Annotated in this window: 19 protein-coding genes and 1 riboswitch; of the genes, 6 read left to right on the top strand and 13 right to left on the bottom strand. The window is 57.4% G+C overall.

Annotated elements, in window-relative coordinates; translation table 11 throughout:
• Positions 1 to 42 precede the first annotated feature (42 nt).
• From thiH to thiS, 6 genes are all read right to left on the bottom strand, one after another.
• Positions 43 to 1,164 carry a 2-iminoacetate synthase ThiH gene (gene thiH, locus MUN82_RS18930; RefSeq protein WP_245092917.1) on the bottom strand — a complete coding sequence of 374 codons (1,122 nt, stop codon included), beginning with the start codon at positions 1,162 to 1,164 and terminating at the stop codon, positions 43 to 45.
• 78 nt (positions 1,165 to 1,242) lie between these two features.
• Positions 1,243 to 2,016, bottom strand: coding sequence for a thiazole synthase (locus tag MUN82_RS18925; protein ID WP_245092915.1), 774 nt, complete (start codon positions 2,014 to 2,016; stop codon positions 1,243 to 1,245).
• Complete coding sequence (locus MUN82_RS18920; protein ID WP_245092913.1) at positions 2,013 to 2,639, bottom strand: thiamine phosphate synthase; 627 nt, start codon at positions 2,637 to 2,639, stop codon at positions 2,013 to 2,015. The genes MUN82_RS18925 and MUN82_RS18920 overlap by 4 nt, the downstream gene beginning before the upstream one ends.
• The gene (locus MUN82_RS18915) at positions 2,626 to 3,405 is read right to left on the bottom strand and encodes a hydroxymethylpyrimidine/phosphomethylpyrimidine kinase (protein WP_245092911.1); all 780 of its coding nucleotides are present in this window, start codon (positions 3,403 to 3,405) and stop codon (positions 2,626 to 2,628) included. The genes MUN82_RS18920 and MUN82_RS18915 overlap by 14 nt, the downstream gene beginning before the upstream one ends.
• A gap of 174 nt (positions 3,406 to 3,579) precedes the next feature.
• Positions 3,580 to 5,457 carry a phosphomethylpyrimidine synthase ThiC gene (gene thiC / locus MUN82_RS18910; RefSeq protein ID WP_245092910.1) on the bottom strand — a complete coding sequence of 626 codons (1,878 nt, stop codon included), beginning with the start codon at positions 5,455 to 5,457 and terminating at the stop codon, positions 3,580 to 3,582.
• A gap of 139 nt (positions 5,458 to 5,596) precedes the next feature.
• Positions 5,597 to 5,803, bottom strand: coding sequence for a sulfur carrier protein ThiS (thiS, locus tag MUN82_RS18905; protein ID WP_245092909.1), 207 nt, complete (start codon positions 5,801 to 5,803; stop codon positions 5,597 to 5,599).
• A 78-nt stretch (positions 5,804 to 5,881) separates the two neighbouring features.
• A riboswitch (TPP riboswitch) is annotated at positions 5,882 to 5,979 on the bottom strand.
• Between the two features lie 258 nt (positions 5,980 to 6,237).
• Between thiS and rlmN the strand changes: the two genes are divergently transcribed.
• On the top strand, positions 6,238 to 7,308 hold the full coding sequence (rlmN, locus tag MUN82_RS18900) for a dual-specificity RNA methyltransferase RlmN (protein WP_245092908.1): 1,071 nt from the start codon (positions 6,238 to 6,240) through the stop codon (positions 7,306 to 7,308).
• Positions 7,309 to 7,367: 59 nt separating this feature from the next.
• Here rlmN and MUN82_RS18895 read toward each other — a convergent pair whose 3' ends face one another.
• The 5 genes from MUN82_RS18895 to MUN82_RS18875 all read right to left on the bottom strand — a co-directional run bounded on the left by MUN82_RS18895 (position 7,368) and on the right by MUN82_RS18875 (position 12,414).
• A complete protein-coding gene (locus MUN82_RS18895) occupies positions 7,368 to 8,024 on the bottom strand; it encodes a hypothetical protein (RefSeq protein WP_245092907.1) in 657 nt (218 codons plus the stop codon).
• An 87-nt stretch (positions 8,025 to 8,111) separates the two neighbouring features.
• Complete coding sequence (locus MUN82_RS18890; protein ID WP_245092906.1) at positions 8,112 to 9,350, bottom strand: hypothetical protein; 1,239 nt, start codon at positions 9,348 to 9,350, stop codon at positions 8,112 to 8,114.
• Positions 9,351 to 9,540: 190 nt separating this feature from the next.
• Positions 9,541 to 10,533 carry a YihY/virulence factor BrkB family protein gene (locus MUN82_RS18885; protein WP_245092904.1) on the bottom strand — a complete coding sequence of 331 codons (993 nt, stop codon included), beginning with the start codon at positions 10,531 to 10,533 and terminating at the stop codon, positions 9,541 to 9,543.
• Between the two features lie 59 nt (positions 10,534 to 10,592).
• The gene (locus tag MUN82_RS18880; RefSeq protein ID WP_245092903.1) at positions 10,593 to 11,327 is read right to left on the bottom strand and encodes a DUF3891 family protein; all 735 of its coding nucleotides are present in this window, start codon (positions 11,325 to 11,327) and stop codon (positions 10,593 to 10,595) included.
• Positions 11,328 to 11,445: 118 nt separating this feature from the next.
• Positions 11,446 to 12,414 carry an NAD-dependent epimerase/dehydratase family protein gene (locus tag MUN82_RS18875; RefSeq protein ID WP_245092901.1) on the bottom strand — a complete coding sequence of 323 codons (969 nt, stop codon included), beginning with the start codon at positions 12,412 to 12,414 and terminating at the stop codon, positions 11,446 to 11,448.
• Positions 12,415 to 12,584: 170 nt separating this feature from the next.
• On the opposite strand from MUN82_RS18875, the gene MUN82_RS18870 reads away from it, so the two are divergent.
• The 4 genes from MUN82_RS18870 to MUN82_RS18855 all read left to right on the top strand — a co-directional run bounded on the left by MUN82_RS18870 (position 12,585) and on the right by MUN82_RS18855 (position 17,820).
• Positions 12,585 to 13,646 carry a patatin-like phospholipase family protein gene (locus tag MUN82_RS18870; RefSeq protein ID WP_311136407.1) on the top strand — a complete coding sequence of 354 codons (1,062 nt, stop codon included), beginning with the start codon at positions 12,585 to 12,587 and terminating at the stop codon, positions 13,644 to 13,646.
• Positions 13,647 to 13,791: 145 nt separating this feature from the next.
• Entirely contained in the window at positions 13,792 to 14,463 is a 672-nt protein-coding gene (gene msrA / locus MUN82_RS18865) for a peptide-methionine (S)-S-oxide reductase MsrA (RefSeq protein ID WP_245092899.1), read from the top strand.
• A 167-nt stretch (positions 14,464 to 14,630) separates the two neighbouring features.
• The gene (gene kbl / locus MUN82_RS18860; RefSeq protein ID WP_245092897.1) at positions 14,631 to 15,881 is read left to right on the top strand and encodes a glycine C-acetyltransferase; all 1,251 of its coding nucleotides are present in this window, start codon (positions 14,631 to 14,633) and stop codon (positions 15,879 to 15,881) included.
• A gap of 379 nt (positions 15,882 to 16,260) precedes the next feature.
• Positions 16,261 to 17,820: a T9SS type A sorting domain-containing protein gene (locus MUN82_RS18855; protein WP_245092895.1), complete on the top strand. Its 1,560-nt coding sequence runs from the start codon at positions 16,261 to 16,263 to the stop codon at positions 17,818 to 17,820.
• Between the two features lie 61 nt (positions 17,821 to 17,881).
• Here the strand turns inward: MUN82_RS18855 and cdaA are convergent, their stop codons facing one another.
• Positions 17,882 to 18,712 (bottom strand): diadenylate cyclase CdaA, encoded by an 831-nt coding sequence (cdaA, locus tag MUN82_RS18850; RefSeq protein WP_245092893.1) that lies wholly within the window; start codon positions 18,710 to 18,712, stop codon positions 17,882 to 17,884.
• The gene (gene folP, locus MUN82_RS18845; protein ID WP_245092891.1) at positions 18,709 to 19,605 is read right to left on the bottom strand and encodes a dihydropteroate synthase; all 897 of its coding nucleotides are present in this window, start codon (positions 19,603 to 19,605) and stop codon (positions 18,709 to 18,711) included. Before folP ends, cdaA begins: the two co-directional genes overlap by 4 nt.
• A 153-nt stretch (positions 19,606 to 19,758) precedes the next feature.
• Between folP and MUN82_RS18840 the strand changes: the two genes are divergently transcribed.
• A complete protein-coding gene (locus MUN82_RS18840; RefSeq protein ID WP_245092889.1) occupies positions 19,759 to 20,310 on the top strand; it encodes a DUF1599 domain-containing protein in 552 nt (183 codons plus the stop codon).
• Positions 20,311 to 20,336 lie beyond the last annotated feature (26 nt).

The following is a 20,336-nucleotide window of genomic DNA, read 5'->3' as shown; positions in this document are numbered from 1 at the left end:
GGGGTAGGGTTTGTTTTTCTGTCAGCCTGAGGTAGACGCCGGTTATATGGGCGCCGGCGCCAACGCCGTGTCCCAGTCTTTCCACACCGGCTCGTAGCCTTGCCGCCGAATCATACCCGCAATTTCTTTAGGCGTGCGCTCATCGCTGATTTCAAACTGCTCCAACGACTCTGGCGCTACTGCGTAGCCGCCGGGGTTGGTTTTGGAGCCGGCGCTGATGCTGGTGATGCCCAGGCGGATGATGTTGTCGCGGAAGGTAGGCGTTTCGCGGGTCGAGATGGACAGCTCCACCTCCTCGTTCAGCAGGCGGTAGGCGCAGATGAGCTGTACCAGTTCCCGGTCGCTCATCTCTACTTTGGGTTGTAGCAGCCCCTCGGCGGGGCGCAGGCGTGGGAAGGAGAGGCTGTACTTGGTTTGCCAATAGGTGCGTTCGAGGTAGTCGAGGTGCAGGGCCGTGTAGAAGCTGTCGGTGCGCCAGTCTTCCAAGCCAAACAGCACACCCAAACCCATCTTGTGGATGCCGGCCCTACCCAAGCGGTCGGGCGTGTCGAGGCGGTAGTGGAAATTCGACTTTTTGCCCTTGGGATGGTGCTTTTTATAGTCTTGCTGATGGTAGGTTTCCTGGTATACCAGCACTGTATTTAGTCCTGCCGGAATCAACCGTTCGTACTCTTCCTCATCCAACGGCTGCACTTCCATGGACAGGTGCGCGAAGTGCGGGCGCAGTGTGTGCAAGGCCTTTTCGAGGTAGTCGACGCCCACGGTTTGGTTGGCTTCGCCAGTCACCAGCAGCACGTGCTCGTAGCCCCACGCCTTCAGCACCTGCGCTTCCTGCAATATTTCCACGCTGCTGAGCGTGCGCCGCCGAATCTTGTTATCGAGACTGAAGCCGCAGTAGGTGCAGATGTTCTGGCACTCGTTGCTCAAATACAGCGGCACGTAGAGCTGCACCGTGTTGCCAAACCGCTTGCGTGTGAGCTGCTGACTAAGCCGGGCCATCTGCTCCAGGTAGGGCACAGCCGCCGGCGAAATCAGGGCTTTAAAATCCTCCAGCGTGCGGCGCGGCGCAGCCAGGGCACGCTCCACATCGGCAGCCGTTTTGGCGTAGATGCTGGCTTTGACATCGTCCCAGTTGTGGGCCTCGAAAATCGGGCGGAAGCTCATGGTATACGTTTACTGTTGACCGTCATGCTCCATCTGGCGTCCGCTTGTCGAAGCATGACGGTCTTTATTGAGGTAATTCTAGTCCAAAAACGCCGTGAGCGGTGAACTTGCCTCGGCATGCGCCACCGGCACGGCCAGCCGCGCCTCGTAGGCCATGCGCCCGGCTTCTACAGCCATTTGGAAGGCTTGCGCCATGTGCACCGGCTGGCCGGCCACGGCAATGGCCGTATTCACCAGCACCGCATCAGCCCCCATTTCCATTGCCGCCGCGGCGTGCGACGGCGCCCCAATACCGGCATCCACCACCACCGGCACCTTGCTCTGGCCGATGATGATTTCCAGGAAGTCGCGCGTGAGTAGGCCCTTGTTGGAACCGATGGGCGAACCGAGCGGCATCACGGCGGCCACGCCTACCTCTTCCAGTCGTTTGCACAGCACCGGGTCGGCGTGGATGTAGGGTAGCACCACAAATCCCAGCTTCACCAGCTCCTCGGCGGCTTTCAGCGTCTCCACCGGGTCGGGCAGCAGGTACTTGGGGTCGGGGTGAATTTCAAGTTTGAGCCAGTTGGTTTCCAGCGCCTCACGGGCGAGTTGGGCAGCAAACACAGCTTCTTTGGCCGTGCGCACGCCCGAGGTATTGGGCAGCAGATGAAACTGCGGATGCCCGAGGTGGCGCAGAATATCGTCGTTTGTGTCCGACACGTCCACGCGCTTCAGGGCCACCGTCACCAGCTCCGAGCCGGAGGCGAGCAGAGCTTCTTCCATCAAGGCCGCCGAACTGAACTTGCCCGTGCCGGTGAACAGGCGCGAGGTAAACGTGCGCCCGGCTATGATGAGGGGTTGCGTTTTCATAGGGCAGAAACAAGAGTAGTCAACGATTCGAGGAATTGGGCCGCCGCGGCCGCAGGGTCGGCCGCAGCCGTAATAGCGCCCGACACCGCCACACCGTGCAGGCCAGTGGCCAGCAGCGGCCCTACATCGGCCAATGTGATGCCGCCAATGCCGATGATAGGGGTAGTAAATCCCGCGGCACGGTGCTGAGTCAGCAGCGTCTTGTAGCCTTCTAGTCCTAGAATCGGGCTCAGCTTTTCCTTGGTAGTCGTGAAACGGAACGGCCCCAAACCAATGTAATCAACCCCGACCGCCACTAGGCCTTCAATATCGGCAAACGTGTTAGCCGTGCCACCGATGATGAAATCCGGACCGAGTAGCGTACGCGCCTCGGCGGCCGGCATATCCTGCTTGCCTAGGTGCACACCGTCGGCGCCAATTTCCAGCGCCAGTTGCGGGTTGTCGTTGAGGATGAACGTGGCACCGTAGTGACGACAAACGGCCTGTGTAGCCAGCGCCAGCTGCTTCCATTCGGGGTAGGGCGTGTTCTTCACGCGCAACTGCACCCAGCGCACCCCCCCAGCGCAGGCCCGCTCGGCCTGCTCAGGGGAAGTCGTGATATAGTGAAGGTTACTGATTTGCATAGTCTTGATTCTGAAAATGATACCCCAGCAACGTCTCGTTGCTGGCCAGCACACGCGCCGTGTACGCCTTGCCCGATCCACAGGCCTCCACCAACGACTCGCCCCGTGCCAGCCCCGCCACAATAGCCGCCGACAACACGCAGCCGCTGCCGTGCTTCTCGCCATGGGGTAGGCGCGGCCCCGAAAACTCGGCCACTACCTGCCCCTGTTGGTACAGCACGTCCACGGCCTCCTCGCCCTCGGCGTGGCCGCCTTTCAGCAGCACCGGACACCAGGTACTAACTGCCGCTGCCGCTGCTTCGGCCGAAGCAGCCGGCCACAGGCGCAGCATTTCGGGCTGGTTGGGCGTGAGCAGGGCCAAGCCGGTACACAGCTGCGCCACCAGTTCCGGCGCGGGCCCGGTGTGAAAATTGTAGCCGGCGCTGGCCTTCAGCACTGGGTCCCACACAACGCCGATGTGCGGATTCTGCGCCCGCAGCCACTGCAGCAGCTGTGGCAGCTCGGTGAGGCTTTCCACCAGCCCGATTTTGGCCCAATTGATTTGAAACCGCTCGAACAGTAGCTTGCTTTGCTCCTGCAGATCTATCAATGGCACCCAACGCACACGCTTGAATTGTACGTCGCTCTGCACCGTGAGGGCCGTGCACACGCCGAAGCCATACACGCCGCGCTGCTCAAAGGTCTTGCAGTCGGCCAGCAAGCCAGCCCCGCCGCTCGGGTCGAAACCGGCGAGACTAAGAACGTAGGGACGAGGTAGTTGAGGCATTGAGTTATTCATTAGACCGTCATGCTGAGCTTGTCGAAGCATCTCGCGTGCTGCTGTTGGATACTAGCTTTCATCAACACGCGAGATGCTTCGACAAGCTCAGCATGACGGTCTGTTTAGTCGTTCCACTGTTATAAGATCCTTCGCGAGCTCAGGATGACAGATGTTTTTTGGTTACAAGTAAATCTCACTCCCCTTTTCCACGAACTCCCGCGACTTTTCCACCATGCCTTTCGTCAGGGCCTCAGCGGCGGTCATATCTTGCTTGGCGGCGAAGTCGCGGACTTCCTGGGTGATTTTCATCGAGCAGAAATGTGGGCCGCACATCGAGCAGAAGTGCGCCACCTTGGCGCCGTCGGCGGGTAGGGTTTCGTCGTGGTACTCGCGGGCGGTATCGGGGTCGAGGCTCAGGTTGAACTGGTCTTCCCAGCGGAACTCGAAGCGCGCCTTGCTCAGGGCGTTGTCGCGATATTGGGCTCCCGGGTGACCCTTGGCGAGGTCGGCGGCGTGGGCGGCTATTTTGTAGGCAATCACGCCGTCCTTCACGTCCTGCTTGTTGGGTAGGCCCAGATGTTCCTTGGGCGTCACGTAGCACAGCATGGCCGTACCGAACCAACCAATCATGGCCGCCCCAATGGCCGAGGTAATGTGGTCGTAGCCGGGGGCAATGTCGGTAGTCAGCGGGCCAAGGGTGTAGAAAGGCGCCTCGTGGCACTCCTTCAGCTGCTTGTCCATGTTCTCCTTGATCAGGTGCATGGGCACGTGGCCGGGGCCTTCTATCATCACCTGCACATCATGCTTCCAGGCAATCTTAGTCAGCTCGCCCAGGGTTTCCAGCTCCGCAAACTGCGCCGCGTCGTTGGCATCGGCAATGGAGCCGGGGCGCAGACCGTCACCCAGCGAGAAGGCCACATCGTAGGCCTTCATGATTTCGCAGATTTCCTCAAAATGCGTGTACAGGAAGCTTTCTTTATGGTGGGCCAAGCACCACTTCGCCATAATAGAGCCGCCGCGCGACACAATACCCGTTACGCGCTTGGCTGTCATGGGAATGTAGGGTAGGCGCACGCCAGCGTGAATGGTGAAGTAATCCACGCCCTGCTCGGCCTGCTCGATGAGCGTATCGCGGAACAGCTCCCAGGTCAGGTCTTCGGCCTTGCCGTTCACCTTTTCCAGGGCCTGGTAAATCGGCACCGTGCCCACTGGCACTGGGCAGTTGCGAATAATCCACTCGCGGGTTTCGTGGATGTTCTTGCCCGTGCTCAGGTCCATCAGCGTATCGCCGCCCCAGCGGCAGCTCCATACGGCCTTATCTACCTCTTCCTCAATGCTCGAAGTCACAGCCGAGTTGCCGATGTTGGTGTTGATTTTCACCAGAAAGTTGCGCCCGATAATCATCGGTTCACTCTCGGGGTGGTTGATGTTACAGGGAATCACGGCCCTACCCGCCGCTACCTCCTGGCGCACAAACTCCGGCGTGATGTGGCCCTGCGGCGTATTGGCCCCGAAGCTATGGCCGGGGTGCTGCACCCGTAGTGCATCATCGGCGGCTAGTTGGTCGATGCGCTGGTTTTCCCGAATGGCGATGTACTCCATCTCGGGCGTGATGATGCCTTGCCGCGCGTAGTGCATCTGCGACACGTTGCGGCCAGCCTTGGCGCGCAACGGCGGCCGGATGTGCTCAAAGCGCAGGTGATCCAGCGTGGGGTCGGCGGCGCGCTGCTGCCCGTATTCCGACGAGGTGCCGGGTAGCGTTTTCACGTCTTCCCTACCCAAAATCCACTCTTCGCGCAGGCGCGGCAGCCCTTTTTTCAGGTCGATTTCCACGTTGGGGTCGGTGTAGGGGCCGCTGGTGTCGTACACCGTCACGGGCGGGTTTTGCTCCGTGGGATTCGTGAAATCGAACTGGCGCTTGGTATCGCTCAGCATGATTTCGCGCATCGCCACCCGAATACCAGGGTAGAGCTGGCCGGGAACGTAGAGTTTGCGCGAGCCGGTAAGCGGCTGGCGCTCCACCAGCGTCTGCTGGGGTGCCTGGTCTTGTTTTTTCATGCGTTAAGCCATTCGCTAATAGCTGCTAGCTGTTAGCCTTATAATTGAGATAAAAGCGTGGTTGAGCAGCAACACTTGCTCGTTTCCAGCAGCCGAAAGGCTAACAGCTAACAGCCATTAGCTAACGGCTGAGAAAAACCTACCCGCCCTGCGTGGCGCGGATGACCGTAATGCGGTCCTGGGCGTGCAGTTGGTGGCTGGGCCATTCGGTGCGGGGCACCACGGCGTCGTTCACGGCCACGGCAATGCCGCGCTGCTCGGCGAGCTGCAGCTCAAGGAGGGTATCGGCCAGCGTGGGGGTAGGGAGGCGGGCTTCGTGTGGTTTATTGTTGACATAGAGAAGCATACAAGCAACGGGTAGTTGGTTGGCTGTCAGAAACAATAAACTCTAGGTGGCGCACGCCCGTGCGGACCCAGGGAGGCGTCCGCATCTTGCACTTTTCCCTTCGCCAGCATTACCTGGATCAGGTTCCAAGGGTATTTCTCAGTCCCGCACGTAGCAGAACACCCCTAAAGTTTAGGCCGGTAAGGTAGGCGTTATTTGGAGGAATACGCCAAGGCAGCTGGTTATAAAATTCGGGCCACCTGCTGCCAGTAAGACGTAAACGCGGGGTAGCGATGCGCTATTTTGCGCCTCGTCCTTGCTGCTGCTGCTTGGTCTAAGTTGTGCCAAGACAAGTCACAAGCTGTTGGGCCTCTACCCCATACATCACTAAAAACATAGCGCACCCCAAAGATTTCTGGGAACCCAACCGCCGCTCATGTTGTATCTTTGCGGTTATGATAGAGCTGCCCGTAATTTCCAAGCGCGATATTCGCAAACTCTCCCCCGACGAGCTGAAAACCTTTATGGTCGAGCACGGCGAAAAGCCTTTTCGCGCCAAGCAGGTGACGGAGTGGCTGTGGAAAAACACGGCCGGCTCCTTCGAGGAGATGAACAATATCTCCCTGGCTACCCGCGAGTTGCTGGCCCGGCACTTCGTCATCAATGGGGTGCAGGTGCAGAACAAGCAGCTCAGCAACGACGGCACCATCAAGTCGGCCTTCCGGCTCTACGATGGCAACGTGGTAGAGGGCGTGCTCATCCCCCACGACACACGCATGACAGCCTGCATCTCATCGCAGGTAGGCTGCTCACTCACGTGCAAGTTTTGCGCTACGGGCTACATGGACCGCAAACGCAACCTCGACGCCGCCGAAATCTACGACCAGGTAGTGCGCATCCGGGAGCAGTGCGAGGCGCAGTACGGCACGCCGCTTACCAACATTGTATATATGGGCATGGGCGAGCCGCTGCTGAACTACGCCAACGTGGTGGAAAGCGTGCGCCGCATCACCGCCCCCGATGGCCTGAACATGGCGCCGCGCCGCATCACCATCAGCACAGCGGGCATTGCCAAGATGATCAAGAAGCTGGCCGACGACGACGTGAAGGCCAACCTGGCTCTGTCGCTGCACGCGCCCAACGATGCCAAGCGCAACGAAATCATGCCCATCAACGAGGCCAACTCGCTGGCGGCCCTGAAGGATGCGTTGCAGTACTACCACCAGAAAACCGGCCGCAAAGTTACCTACGAGTACATCGTGTTCGAGAGCTTCAACGACACGCTGCAAGATGCCGAGGAGCTGTTCCAGATTTCGAAGTGGCTGCCCTGCAAGGTAAACCTGATTGAGTACAACCCCATCGAAAACGCCGACTACATCAACACGGCCGACGACAAGCTGGTAGCTTTCCACAAGTACCTCGCCGACCGTGGCGTGCAAACCAACGTGCGCCGGAGCCGCGGCAAAGACATAGACGCCGCCTGCGGACAGCTGGCCGTGAAGGAAAAAGCCGAGGCAGCTGCGTAGATATAACGCGCTCTGCAAACAAGAAGGCCACCAGTAGATGCTACTGGTGGCCTTCTTGTTTATTTCGCATCCGTTCCTCGTAGCAGGAGCAGCGTTTGCAGGCAGTGTTGCTGCATATATTGCGTAATCCGATTACTCAGTAGATCCACAACCAGCTGGCTATTGCCATCCGCGCCGTAGAGTTGCATAATCTGCGGACCACGCTTGGCCAGAGAAGCGTTGTACTCCTGATGAAAAAGCTCGATGCATTCTGCAGAGGTTTTTCCCTGCAAGCGCCCGGCTTTTTGCAAATCAGCCAGCCGCTGACACAGCTCATCGCCCCAGGATTGTACTAGGGCCTGTTCGGCGGGGGTAGGCGCGTCACTACGAGCCCCTGCAAACCGGCCGTAAAGTGTACTAGCGTCCGGGCATGTTTTGATTAGCTGGACCGAAACCAGCGTTGCCAGGTTTCTCAACAGACGCTCGTAGGCATTGGGCACATCACTGCGCTGCGCTATTTGCCGAATGCTGCTGTCTTTCTCCTTAATGGTGGCTGATAGCACTCTTTCAAAAATATCCTGGGCTTGCGGGGGGCTCATGGTAGCAAAGGCTGCCTGTTGCTTATCGGTAGCCAAACGCTGGCATACGTCGGCCGCAAGCTGCCTAATGAGTTGTGCTGGAGCCGGAATAGAATCGGGAGACGTTGCCGTTACGCCAGCCAAACAAGTAGCAGTCAAGGAACATAAAAAGCAGATTAGTAAATACCTACGCAGCAGCATATACTTTAGCTTGGATAATTTGAGACTGTCGCACGGTACTGATTCTTACTTTTTTGGCTGGCCGAAACGTAACGCCACGTCTAAATATACCGGATACACATAGCCAAAGGCACCGCCTCCTTCGAAAGGAGCCACGTAAAATGAGCCTACATTGAGGGTAGTACGGGGCCAGCCCAGGCGGATGCCGTAGAGGCCGCCTACCCCACCTGTTCCCTGCACAAACAGGTAGTTCTCCGACACCAATGACACGCGGTTGGTAATCCGTTTTGCTCCACCCAGCAACACTACAGGCGTCCGGCCAAAGCCTCCCTGACCCGAAAAACCGTAGCCGAGGCCCATGGTCAGGTTGTCGTCGGCAGTACCGTAGGTGGCCAGGCCATACGCAATACCTGCCCCAAAACCACTGCCGTTATCATAATCGAAGTCGGGAATGCGGGCTATCAATGCGCCTACCCCCACATTCCACTTCGCGCTTACTTTGGTGGTTAGCTTGGGCGTGAGGGCAACTACTTGCTTGCCTAACCCAATGCCGGGTATAGCTGAGGCTAGTAGACCAATAGAAAAATGGTCGGTGACGCCGTAGTTAACGCCCAGCAGAAAAATATCAATGTCCTGCACGTAGCCCTCGCCCTTGCGTAAGCTGCGGGCGGTAGGGGCAAAAAACAAGCGGTTGCCGTTGCCCACGTCGTCGCGCACACGGCCACTTTTGGCTACCTGCAACGCTACGTAGCGCTTTATATCGGCTCGCTGTACCGTTACCCTACCCAGGTCGGGGGTGTCAAAGTCTGCGCTTGTCAGGGTCAAGGACACTAGAGTGCCTTTGAAAGAAGTGCCGTTGTGCAAGGTTACTTGGTAGACACTGCCCACCGCCAAATCGGGGTTGTTGCCCGTTGATGTTACGGCGTTCAACCCAACCAAAGGCGCCGCGCCCTGAGAGCCGCCCCCAAGCTCGCGCGCCCGGTTCTGAATTTGAAACCGGGCGGTTATAAACTCTTCACTCGTGAAAGGGCGCTGCACCAACCGACCGTCGCGGAGCTGCGTGTGCAGCGTGAGGGCGCTATCTGGGGCCAGTTGCTGGGTGAAATAGGCATAGCGAAAATTATCGGTAGCGTAGTACGGGAATAGCCCGTACGTGGCTTTTTCCTGCGGGCTAATGGTGTCGCCCACCAGCGAATTGACAACTATAAGTCTGGTTGGGGGCACCGTTTCTTGCTGTGCATACGCAGTAGCACAACGCAGCGCAAACAGTGCCGAAAGCAGGGGTAAGGATAGGGTAGAACGCATAAGAATCTGGATGAGTAGTAAACGCATCCAAACATATCGTTCTATCTATACAGTAGCACTACCCGGCGCAAAAATCAGTTGCTTTCGTTAGACTTTAACAGCATCTACCTAAAGCATATCTTTTTATTTTAACTTATTTTAAATCATAATTTTACAGGTTGTACAAAGCTTTTAAATCAGACTTTCAGAACTACTTATTTCGTTTTTTATCCCGCCAAGTGCCTTCGGGTTCAGGTCGGCCGTTTTCCACACTTGCTTCGGTTTTGTGGAAAGGCACCTCGCGGGTTTCAATGCGCACCGCATGTTCTTTTGGCTGCACGGCTTGCCCATAAGCAGCAGCGTATTCTTGGGTGAACTCGGCGCCGAAGAAAATGATGAGAGAGGAGTAATATATCCAGACCAGCAGTACAATAACAGAACCTGCCGCGCCGTAGGCCGAGCCAGGGTCAAAGTTGGATAGATAAAAGGATATCAGATATTTACCCACAATAAATAGCACCGCAGTGATGAAGGCACCGACGCGCACATCGCGCCAGCGGATGTACGCGTCGGGTAGGTAGCGGTAGATCATAGCAAATAGCACAGTGGTTACGCTCAGAGATATTACTAGGTCAATAATTCTGATTAGCACAACCGTAATACCAGGTAGAACTTGCGCCAGGTAATCCGTAAAAAACTCAAGCAACGCACTGATAACAAATGACATAAGCAACAGAAGTGCTACACTCAAAATCAGGCCAAACGACAATAGCCGGTCGCGCACGAAGTTCCAGGCACTACCGGCCGTTGTGTCGGGCTTGGCCTTCACGTTCCAAATGCTGTTGATGCTTTCTTGCAGCGTAACGAAAAACGTAGTGGCCGCAAAAATCAGTGTGCCTACCCCAATTATAGCCGATATCCCCCCTTGCTTCTGTTGGTTGAAGGTGCGAATGGAATCTTGAATAGAGGCAGCAGCTTTTGCACCTACCAAACCGTCTATCTGGGAGAATAGCTTGCCCGTGACGGCCTCTTGCCCAAAGAAAGTACCGGCCGCTGTGATGATGATAAGCAGCAACGGCGGCAGCGAGAAAATAGCGTTATAGGCTAGGGCGCCGGCCAGACGAAGGGAGTTGTTTTCAATAAAATTACTGGCGGTGCATTTGAGGATAGAACCCAGATTAGCAGCAGTATACCGAGTTGCCATACAGCAGTAGTTACAGGTGAAAATTGTTCACTAGTACGCACTCCCCGCCGATGAGTTAGTTATTTAGCCCGTTGAAGCTTCCACTGTAGCGTTTCAATGGGGGCTGCATGTAGGGCAGCTGTCAGCGCTGCATCGTCCTGAAATTGCAGCTGATGTAGCTGACTCGCCTCCACCGTCACGTCGAATTCTGCGGCCGCAAAAGGCCAAGGCGACACCAGCACTGACCCACCGGGGGTAGGCTGCTGCACGGTGTATTGCTTCCCATCCGGCCCCTCACTGATTTCGAGCGTGCGGCCTCGTTCGGGCAGCTCTTGCCGGCACAGAATCAGGGAGAGACGGTCGCACCATTGCAGCAGCGCGTAGGCGCGCTGGGCCTCAGCTTTAGTCACGTGCAGGGCGCGGCGCCACTGCTTTTGTTGGGCTTGCTGCTCGTCTAGAAACGCATCCTGCTGCGTGTTTTCTCCCCGTTGTGGCTCGTACAAAAAGCTTAGGTGCAGGCTGGTCAGCAGGCTGCGCCATTGCCCCTGAAAGCGGGCTGCCCGCATTACACCCTCGGCCTGCTCCAGAGAAAATTCCTTCTGCGTGAAGTCGGCGGGGGCGCCAGCGGCAGTGAGGCCATAGTGGCCGCGCCAGCGCTGCTGCTCGTCGTCGTGCTGAGCGGTGGCGGCCAGCAGCCCTACCCAACGGTCGGTAGGGAGGAAGGGCGGCCACTGCCAGGCCAGCTGCGCGGCCAGCAGGGCGTGGGCTTGTTGGTAAATAATTTGCCAGCCGGTGGGGGTAGGATTGACAATCATAGGAGGGTACGTTTCTGGCAGAAATACGCAAAGGGAAAGCGCCGAGGTGCGCAGAGCACAATAATCGTTGAACTCTGCGCGCCTCGGCGCTTTTCCGCTGTGTACCTCTGCCGGAAAGCTACACGCTCACGGCCAGGTGGGCCAGCATATCGGCCGTCATCTTGTCTAGGTCGAATTCTGGCTGCCAGCCCCAGTCCTGGCGGGCCTGGGCGTCGTCGATACTGTTGGGCCAGGAGTCGGCAATCTGCTGGCGCTGGTCGGGGCGGTAGGAAACCGCGAAGTCGGGTACGTGGCGCCGGATGCTGGCCGCAATTTCCTGGGGAGAAAAGCTCATTCCGCTCAGGTTATAGCTAGAACGCACCTTGATTTGCTCGGCGGGAGCGTGCATCAGGTCTAGGGTAGCGCGCAGAGCGTCGGGCATGTACATCATGGGCAGCTCGGTGTCTTCCTGCAGAAAGCACTCGAAGTTTTCGCCGGCCACGGCTTTGTGGTAGATGTCCACGGCGTAGTCGGTGGTGCCGCCGCCGGGCAGGCTCTTATAACCGATGAGGCCAGGGTAGCGCAGGCTGCGCACATCAAGACCATACTTCTTGTGGTACCACTCACACCACTGCTCGCCGGCCAGCTTGCTGATGCCGTACACCGTGTTGGGGTTCATCACAGTGAGCTGGGGCGTGTTGTCGCGGGGGGTATCGGGACCAAACACGGCAATGCTGCTGGGCCAGTACACCTGGGCTACCTGGTGCTCTACGGCCGCATCCAGCACGTTCAGCAAACCATCCATATTCAGCTTCCAGGCCAGCTGCGGGTGCTTTTCGGCGGTGGCCGAGAGCATGGCTACCAAGTGATAGATCTGGCGCGGGCGGTACTGCTGCACCAGGGTAAATAGCCGGGCGCGGTCCAGCACATCCAGCAGCTCAAACGGGCCACCCTGCAACAACTCCGGCTGCTGGGGCGGGCGCACGTCGGCGGCTATTACCTGGGCCGCGCCGTAACGCTGGCGTAGCGCCTCAGTGAGTTCCAGACCTAGTTGGCCGCAAGCGCCAATAACGAGAATAGTAGCAGGTTCGGCGGGGGTGGTAGCCATAGAAAACAAATGGAATAAAAACGTGAAGCGGGTGGCGGCTACAAAGATACCGGCCTAAAGGGGAAGTTGTGAATAGTGAACTTGTGATGAGCAAATGATGCACGCATTTACCTTCTCAACTTTCCCTTTTCTTATATTGAAAGGCCAAATGCTATTCTTTAATACGCTGTATGCTGCGCTGCCTTGCTGTTCTGTTTCTGCTACTGCTTGCTCGCCCGCTGCTGGCGCAACCAACTGCTCCCTACCGCAACCTCGTGATGGAGGGCGGCGGCATCTGTGGCATTGCCTACGGTGGCGCCTTGCAGGTGCTGGAAGAGCAGGGCGTGCTGGCGGGCATCCGGCGGGTAGGGGGCACGTCGGCGGGGGCCATACAGGCGGCGCTGTTGGCTGTGGGCTACTCACCCCAGCAGATTATCGACATCATCGACCGCACGCCTGTGCAACGCCTCAACGATGGGCGCTTTATCTTCTTTGGGGGTAGCAACCGCCTGCTGAAGCAGTACGGCTGGTACCGCGGCGACCAGTTCACGGAGTACCTCAGCGAGTTGGTAGGCCAGCAAACCCAGCAACCCAATCTCACCTTAGGCCAACTCCACCAGCTGGCCCTGGCCCAGCCTACCCGCTACCGCGACCTGTACACCACGGGCACCAATCTCACCACCCAGCGCGTGCAGGTGTTCAGCTATGAAACTAACCCCGACCTGCGCGTAGCCGACGCCGTGCGTATCAGCATGAGCATTCCGCTGTACTTCCGGGCGGTGCTGCTGGATATGCAAGGCCACGTGGTGACGCGCCCCGCCAAAGGGCAGCCGGTGCACGTGCTGGTAGATGGCGGCCTGCTGGCCAACTACCCCATCGACCTGTTCGATGCCCCACGCTACCAGCCCGTCGGCACCAGCGCTACCGCAGTCCCTACCCCCAATCCCGAAACCCTGGGCCTGCGCCTCGACCGTGCCGAACAGATTGCGCTGGATACGCTGCCCAGCGGCCGGCAGCAACTGGCCCCCTACCCCATCCAGAACTTCGGCTCCTACATGGGGGCACTCTATTCGCTGTCGATTGAAAACCTGAACCCGGCCCAGCCGCAGGACTGGCCCCGCACGGTAAGCATTGGCACAGCCGGCTTCAACCCCAAAATCAAGCGCATGACGGCAGCGCAGAAGCAGCAATTGGTGCAAAGTGGTCGGGATGGTGCTACGGCATTTTTTGGCCGAACCAGGGCCAGTCGCTGAGCCAGCCGGGTTGCTCAGGCGCCCGTCAACGCGCTGCTACGCAGGAGCTTTTTTGCAGTCCGGTTTGTTGAGCAAGACGTATGTACCGTAGTCGGCCGGCGCTTTTGCCGGCCCGATCTGGTCTTCTTTCGTCTTGCTCTTTTGTATGAAACTCTTTCAATCATTTTTGCTGGTACTGGCCACTGTGGCCTCTACCGCCTGCGCGCAGCAACAACAGCCGGCCAACGCCCTGAAGCCTGCGCCCCTACCCAAAAACACGCAAGGATTGGCCGTGGCTACGTTTGCCGGCGGCTGCTTCTGGAGCGTACAGGAAACTTTTCGGGAGGTGCGCGGCGTGCGTGAAACCCTGGCAGGCTACGCCGGCGGCAAGGCGCAAAACCCTACCTACGAGGAAGTAGCCGGCCAGGGAACCGGCCACGCTGAGTCGGTGCAAGTGTACTATGACCCCAAGCAGGTGAGCTACCAGCAGCTACTTGATGTGTTTTTCTTGGGGGCCCATAATCCCACTGAGCTAAACTACCAAGGGCCCGACCGCGGCCCGGAGTACCGCTCGGTGGCCTTCTACCGCACGCCTCAAGAAAAGCAGCAGATTGAAGCCACAGTTAAGAAAGTTAACGCCTCACACCATTACGGCAGCGAGCCGGTAGTAACGCAGGTAGTACCCATCCAGAAGTTCTGGCCCGCCGAGGGCTACCACCAGGGCTTCTACCGCGAAAACCCCAACCAAGGCTACATTGCCAACGTGTCGCGGCCTAAGGTAGAGAAGTTTCGCAAGGCCTTCCCCAACCTGTTGAAAGCCGACGTGGCGACCCGCTAGGCATGCTTTTCAGTATTGTTATGATGGAAGTCGGGACGTTGCTAGTACGCAGATTATCGTCGGCAACGTTCCGACTTCCGTATTTTTACCCGCACTACCCCACCAGCTGGCAATAGGGCTTAGTACCGTATTACCGCAACTCATTCAGCTACTCAACCACTCTTTCTATGTACGCTACCCTGCAACCCGACCTCGAAAAACAGCTTCAAGAAATCAAAGACAACGGCCTCTATAAAAAGGAGCGCGTGATTACCTCGCCTCAGGGCGCCGAAATTGAAACGCGAGAAGCAGGCGATGTGCTGAACTTCTGCGCTAATAACTACCTAGGCCTGTCGTCGCACCCCGAGGTGGTGAAGGCGGCCAAGGAGGCCATCGATACGCACGGCTATGGTATGTCGTCGGTGCGTTTCATTTGCGGCACGCAGGATATTCATAAGGAGCTAGAGCAGAAGCTAGCCGAGTTTTTGGGCACCGAAGACACCATTCTCTACGCCGCCGCTTTCGATGCTAATGGGGGCGTGTTTGAGCCGCTGTTCAATGAGCAAGACGCTATTATTTCCGACGCGCTCAACCACGCCAGCATCATCGACGGGGTGCGCCTGTGCAAGGCCCAGCGCTACCGCTACCAGCACAACAATATGGAGGACCTGGAAAAACAGCTCCAGGATGCTCAAGCCAAGGGCACGCGCCACCGCATCATCGTCACCGACGGCTCGTTCTCGATGGATGGCACCATTGCCCAACTTGATAAGATTTGCGACCTAGCCGATAAGTACGAGGCGCTGGTAATGATTGACGAGTGCCACTCGATGGGCTTCTTGGGCAAAACTGGCCGCGGCACCCACGAGTACCGCGACGTGATGGGCCGCGTGGACATTATCACCGGCACCCTGGGCAAAGCGCTAGGCGGCGCCATGGGTGGCTTCACCTCGGGCCGTAAAGAAATCATCGACATGCTGCGCCAGCGCAGCCGGCCCTACTTGTTCTCCAACACGCTGGCCCCAGCCATTGTGGGCGCCTCGCTGCGCGTACTGGAGCTACTCACCGAAAGCACCCAACTGCGTGATCAGCTGGAAGAAAACACTAAGTATTTCCGCGAGAAGATGACCGAAGCCGGCTTCGACATTCGGCCGGGTGAGCACCCCATCGTACCTGTGATGCTCTATGATGCCAAGCTGAGCCAGGAGTTTGCGGCTAAAATGTTGGAGAAAGGCATTTATGTGGTAGGGTTTTACTACCCCGTGGTGCCGCAGGGCCAGGCCCGCATTCGGGTGCAGCTCTCGGCCGCTCATACCCGCGAGCATTTGGATAAGGCTATTGCGGCTTTTGTGGAGGTAGGCCAGGAACTGGGCACGCTGAAAGACCGAAGCGCCGCCGCCGAAACCACGCCCGGCCAAGTGGTAACCAACACGCCGTAAGCGTCAACACCGACCATTTGGCTGCTGGTAGCAGCTAAATTGATTTCTATTACCCTTTGAGTACAGTGGCTGCTTGGCAACCATTGTACTCAAAGGGTATTTTTTATGAAAATACCGCACAGCAGACAACATCTATTAAATATCCTATTATGAGACAGTTAAAGCCTATTTTTTATACTTTAAGGGTCATATGTATACTTTTTCTCATGCAAGCCTCTGTAATACTTGTATAGATCATATTATTTAATAAAAAAGTTATATTACATTTACCCCATCATTATCCCATTTCGGTACTTAACCTTCTTAGATTATGCTGTGTTCCAGTCATCGTCCTGCTACCCGTGCGCTTGCTTTTAGATTGCACTTTATTATTATATTATTGACTTTAAATCATTTCACAACATATACGTATGCACAAGCTCAGCGTGTATACACATACACCGTAACGAAGAACACTTACAACAGCACGTTTTCTCTTGGCAACAACGAGTCGCTATATATCCCGGCGGGCATCACCTTCACTGGCAACCTCAATTGGAACGGCACCAACTGCGCCGTATATAACGACGGCAATTGGAGTACGGGTAATGACATCCATTTTGGAAAGAAAGGTGCGCTGTACACATCGGCGACCAGTCAGACCAAGGTAGGTAACCTCAACCTTACCGATGGAGTGACCATCACTAACAAAGGCAGCTTGCAGGCCGGAGTGAACTGGAATGGTAGCGGCGCCACCATTACCACCAGCGGCAGTTGGATCTGCGCCAGCAACATTCCAATAGGACAGGCGGGCACCCTTACCATTGAAAAAACCGGGAGCGTTTCGTGCCGAGACTTGAACCTGAACAGCACTGGTGCCACGGTTTATAACTGGGGTCAGTTGGCCCTCGACAATTGCCAGACAGCCAGCGCCACTACCCTACGCAACTACAGCCAGTGCATTGTGCGCGGCTATACCAACAACAGCGGCAAGCTCTACAACGAGGGTTACTGGAAGTGCAACACCTATAATAACAACACCACGACCAACAACTGCGGTACGATTGAGGTAGGCTCCAAATACCAAAACAATGGCAATAGCTTGTTGCTCAACGCGGGCAAGTTAGCCACACACGAACTCATCAACGATGGCAACATACAGGGTCCATTGGATGGCAAAAGCGTGGGAAAAGTAATTGTAGACAGCCAGTTTGGTTATCAGCTGTGCCGGCAGAATGGCTCGGGCAAGATTGGGGTGGTAGGTCGTATTGATTTGAGCCGGTGCAGCCCTGGCTTGTTCGGCACGTTTCTTTCCTGGCTGATTGGCATCAGTGGCTGGGACATTCAGACGGGTACGCTTGGCAGCAACTATTCCTATAACACCAACCTGCAAAACGGCGGCTGCGTTGATCAGGTACTGCCGGTAGAGCTGGCCAGCTTTACGGCCCAAGTGCGCGGCACTGCCGTACTACTGGCCTGGAGCACGGCTTCGGAAAAAAACAACGACCACTTTGTGGTGGAGCGCAGCATCGATGGCTATGCGTTTCAGCCGCTGGCCACTGTGCAAGGTGCTGGCACCACCGCCGCCCCTACCCGCTATACCAGCACAGATGCACACCCCCTCATAGGCCGCAGCTACTACCGCCTCAAGCAAGTAGACCTTGATGGCAGCGCGCACTATGCGCCCGTTATCAGCGTTCAGGTAGCCGATGTCCCTGCCGCTATCTTAGCAGCCTACCCAAACCCTGCTACCGATTACTTGACCCTCGACTTACGCAATCTGATGGTTGGAAGCACACGCGCACAACTGCGTAATTTGGCGGGCCAAGTGGTGCTGGAGCAGGCCGTAACGGACGGATCCATGCCCCAATTACGTCTGAAAGCACTGCCCGCCGGCGTGTACCTTTTGCAAGTGCAAACCGCCGATGCTACCCTAGCGCAACGTATTGTGAAGCGGTAAGCGCTCATCCTAATTCATCTGTCATCCTGCGCAAGCGCAGGATGACAGAAAAACGAAGAGGTCACGCCGCTACATCGGCAGAGGGCGTGGCGGCGGTGCGGGGGGCGGCGTTGAACAGGAACTCATTGAGGCGGGCGCGCAGGTCGGCGGGTGCCAGGTTGCGGAATACCTCACCGCTACGCACCAGCGACACTTGACCGGTTTCCTCGCTTACGACCAGCACCACGGCATCCGTCACCTCGGTGAGGCCGATGGCGGCGCGGTGGCGCAGGCCCATGGAGGCGGGCACGTCGGGGTTTTCGCTAACGGGTAGGATGCAGCGGGCGGCGTTGATGCGGCCGTTGGCGATAATTACGGCGCCGTCGTGTAGGGGACTGGTTTTGTTGAAAATGCTCATCAGCAAGCGTTTGCTGATGGCGGCATCAATCAGGTCGCCGGAGTCGGCGTAGAACTTCAGCTCGGTGGCCATGGTGAAGGCGATGAGCGCCCCCGTATTCTTGCCCGACAGGCTTTTGGCGGCTTCTACAAACGGCGTAATGCTCATGCGCTGCCCGCCGGTTTCGCGGCGCCACGAAAACGTGCGCAGCCGCTCAAAGGCCGTAGCCTTGCCGATATTCAGCAAAAACCGCCGGATTTCCTGCTGAAACAGCACCACCGACGCAATGACGCCCACGCTCATGAACTGCCCCAAAATACTGGTTAGCAGCTCCATGCCGGCCGCTTTCACCACCAGATAGGTAAGGTAGAGCGACATCAGCCCCAGAAAAATCTTGAGGGCAACGCTGCCGGTCAGTAGCTTATAGAGCTGGTAGAACAGCACCGTCACGAGCAGCACGTCGACAACGTCGATCCAGCCGACGCGCAGGAAGCCGATGGCGAAAGAGCTACTCACGGGGAAAGCGGAAAGGAAGGGTGGGTAGGGTAAGTGTTCGATACGAGGTGTATGGTTTGCATAGCCTCGGCTACATCGTGTACGCGTAGCAGGCGGGCACCGTTGAGCAGGGCTATGGTATTGACGGCCACCGTGCCCGTGAGTGCGGCATCGGGCGTGAGGCCGAACGGCTTGTACAACATGGCTTTGCGCGAAAGGCCGGCCAGAATAGGCAGGCCCAGCACGCCCAGCTCGGGTAGGCGACGTAGCAGCTCGTGGTTTTGGGCAGCCGTTTTGGCAAATCCGAAACCAGGGTCGAGCAGCACGTCGCGCACCCCGAAGGAGCGCAGATGGGTTAGCTTGTCGCGGAAATAACGCACGAGTTCCGTAACGATGTCGCCACTATATTCAGTATGCTGAATCATTGTTTGAGGCGTACCGCGCATGTGCATTAGCACATAAGGCGCGTGCAAGCGGCCTACGGTGGTCAGCATTTCATCGTCGAGGGTGCCGCCGCTGATGTCGTTGAGGATGTCGGCGCCGGCGGCCACAGCCTCGGATGCCACACTGGCCCGGAAGGTATCCACGGAAATAAACGCTTCGGGGAAAGCGCGGCGCACTGCCTCCACGGCGGGCACCACGCGGCGCTTTTCTTCGTCGGCGCTGATGTCCTCGGCACCGGGGCGGGAGGAGTAGCCGCCCAAATCAAGTACGGCGGCGCCGGCCGTTAACATGGCTTCGGCACGGTGCAGCAGGTCAGTATCAGACCCTACCCGGCTACCTTCAAAGAACGAATCGGGGGTGAGGTTGAGGATGCCCATCACTTGCGGACGGCTTAAATCCAGCACCCGGCCGTGGGGGCAGCGCAGGGTTTGCCTCGGTGAAAAACACGTATCTTGCGGAGCCTGGAGCATAGTTTCGGGGTAGGTCGTCTGTCATCCTGACGAAGGAAGGACCTGATGGAGATAGAACGAGTATCGTGCCCACGATTCCTTCTGCTGTCATCAGGTCCTCCCTTCGTCAGGATGACAGACGCCTTCGTTTCCCAACAAAATAGGTCGAAAACCTTGCAAACGCAAACCCAGCACGAGTATGACCAGGTGATTGCGCGCTGCCGCGCGCTATTTCTGGCCAAAACCCACGACTACGGCACGGCCTGGCGCATCCTGCGCCTACCCTCTGTTACCGATCAGCTATATATTAAGGCTCAGCGCATTCGCTCCATTCAGGAAAAGGGCACGCAGCTGGTGGCCGATGGCGTGGAGGAAGAATTTGTGGCCATCATCAACTACTGTGTGATTGCGCTGCTGCAATTGCGCCTGCCCGCCGATGCGCCCCTTGACCTACCCACCGAGGAGGTAGCCGCCGCCTATGACCAGGAAATAGAAGCCAACCGCCAGCTGCTGTTCGCCAAAAACCACGACTATGGCGAGGCCTGGCGCCAGATGCGCATCCCCAGCATCACCGACATCATCCTGATGAAGCTGCACCGCACCAAGCAGATTGAGGACTTGGCCGGCCACACCCAAGTATCGGAAGGCGTGGAGGCCAACTACCGCGACATGCTCAACTACGCAGTGTTTGTGTTGATTAAGATGGGATTAGGAGGAGTAGCTTAAACCGGTCGGATGCCTCCGGCGTCCGA

This window comes from Hymenobacter aerilatus (assembly GCF_022921095.1).
Classification (GTDB): domain Bacteria; phylum Bacteroidota; class Bacteroidia; order Cytophagales; family Hymenobacteraceae; genus Hymenobacter; species Hymenobacter aerilatus.
This window is presented reverse-complemented; position numbering and strand designations above follow the sequence as displayed.

What these genes read in the sequence shown, in the direction of transcription:
- MUN82_RS18880 (WP_245092903.1), bottom strand. Translation starts at nt 11,327, where the DNA reads ATGATTGTCAATCCTACCCCCACCGGCTGGCAAATTATTTACCAACAA.
- rlmN (WP_245092908.1), top strand. Translation starts at nt 6,238, where the DNA reads ATGATAGAGCTGCCCGTAATTTCCAAGCGCGATATTCGCAAACTCTCC.
- thiC (WP_245092910.1), bottom strand. Translation starts at nt 5,457, where the DNA reads ATGAAAAAACAAGACCAGGCACCCCAGCAGACGCTGGTGGAGCGCCAG.
- MUN82_RS18925 (WP_245092915.1), bottom strand. Translation starts at nt 2,016, where the DNA reads ATGAAAACGCAACCCCTCATCATAGCCGGGCGCACGTTTACCTCGCGC.
- MUN82_RS18885 (WP_245092904.1), bottom strand. Translation starts at nt 10,533, where the DNA reads ATGGCAACTCGGTATACTGCTGCTAATCTGGGTTCTATCCTCAAATGC.
- folP (WP_245092891.1), bottom strand. Translation starts at nt 19,605, where the DNA reads ATGCTCCAGGCTCCGCAAGATACGTGTTTTTCACCGAGGCAAACCCTG.
- MUN82_RS18890 (WP_245092906.1), bottom strand. Translation starts at nt 9,350, where the DNA reads ATGCGTTCTACCCTATCCTTACCCCTGCTTTCGGCACTGTTTGCGCTG.
- kbl (WP_245092897.1), top strand. Translation starts at nt 14,631, where the DNA reads ATGTACGCTACCCTGCAACCCGACCTCGAAAAACAGCTTCAAGAAATC.
- thiH (WP_245092917.1), bottom strand. Translation starts at nt 1,164, where the DNA reads ATGAGCTTCCGCCCGATTTTCGAGGCCCACAACTGGGACGATGTCAAA.
- MUN82_RS18870 (WP_311136407.1), top strand. Translation starts at nt 12,585, where the DNA reads ATGCTGCGCTGCCTTGCTGTTCTGTTTCTGCTACTGCTTGCTCGCCCG.
- msrA (WP_245092899.1), top strand. Translation starts at nt 13,792, where the DNA reads ATGAAACTCTTTCAATCATTTTTGCTGGTACTGGCCACTGTGGCCTCT.
- thiS (WP_245092909.1), bottom strand. Translation starts at nt 5,803, where the DNA reads ATGCTTCTCTATGTCAACAATAAACCACACGAAGCCCGCCTCCCTACC.
- MUN82_RS18875 (WP_245092901.1), bottom strand. Translation starts at nt 12,414, where the DNA reads ATGGCTACCACCCCCGCCGAACCTGCTACTATTCTCGTTATTGGCGCT.
- MUN82_RS18915 (WP_245092911.1), bottom strand. Translation starts at nt 3,405, where the DNA reads ATGCCTCAACTACCTCGTCCCTACGTTCTTAGTCTCGCCGGTTTCGAC.
- MUN82_RS18920 (WP_245092913.1), bottom strand. Translation starts at nt 2,639, where the DNA reads ATGCAAATCAGTAACCTTCACTATATCACGACTTCCCCTGAGCAGGCC.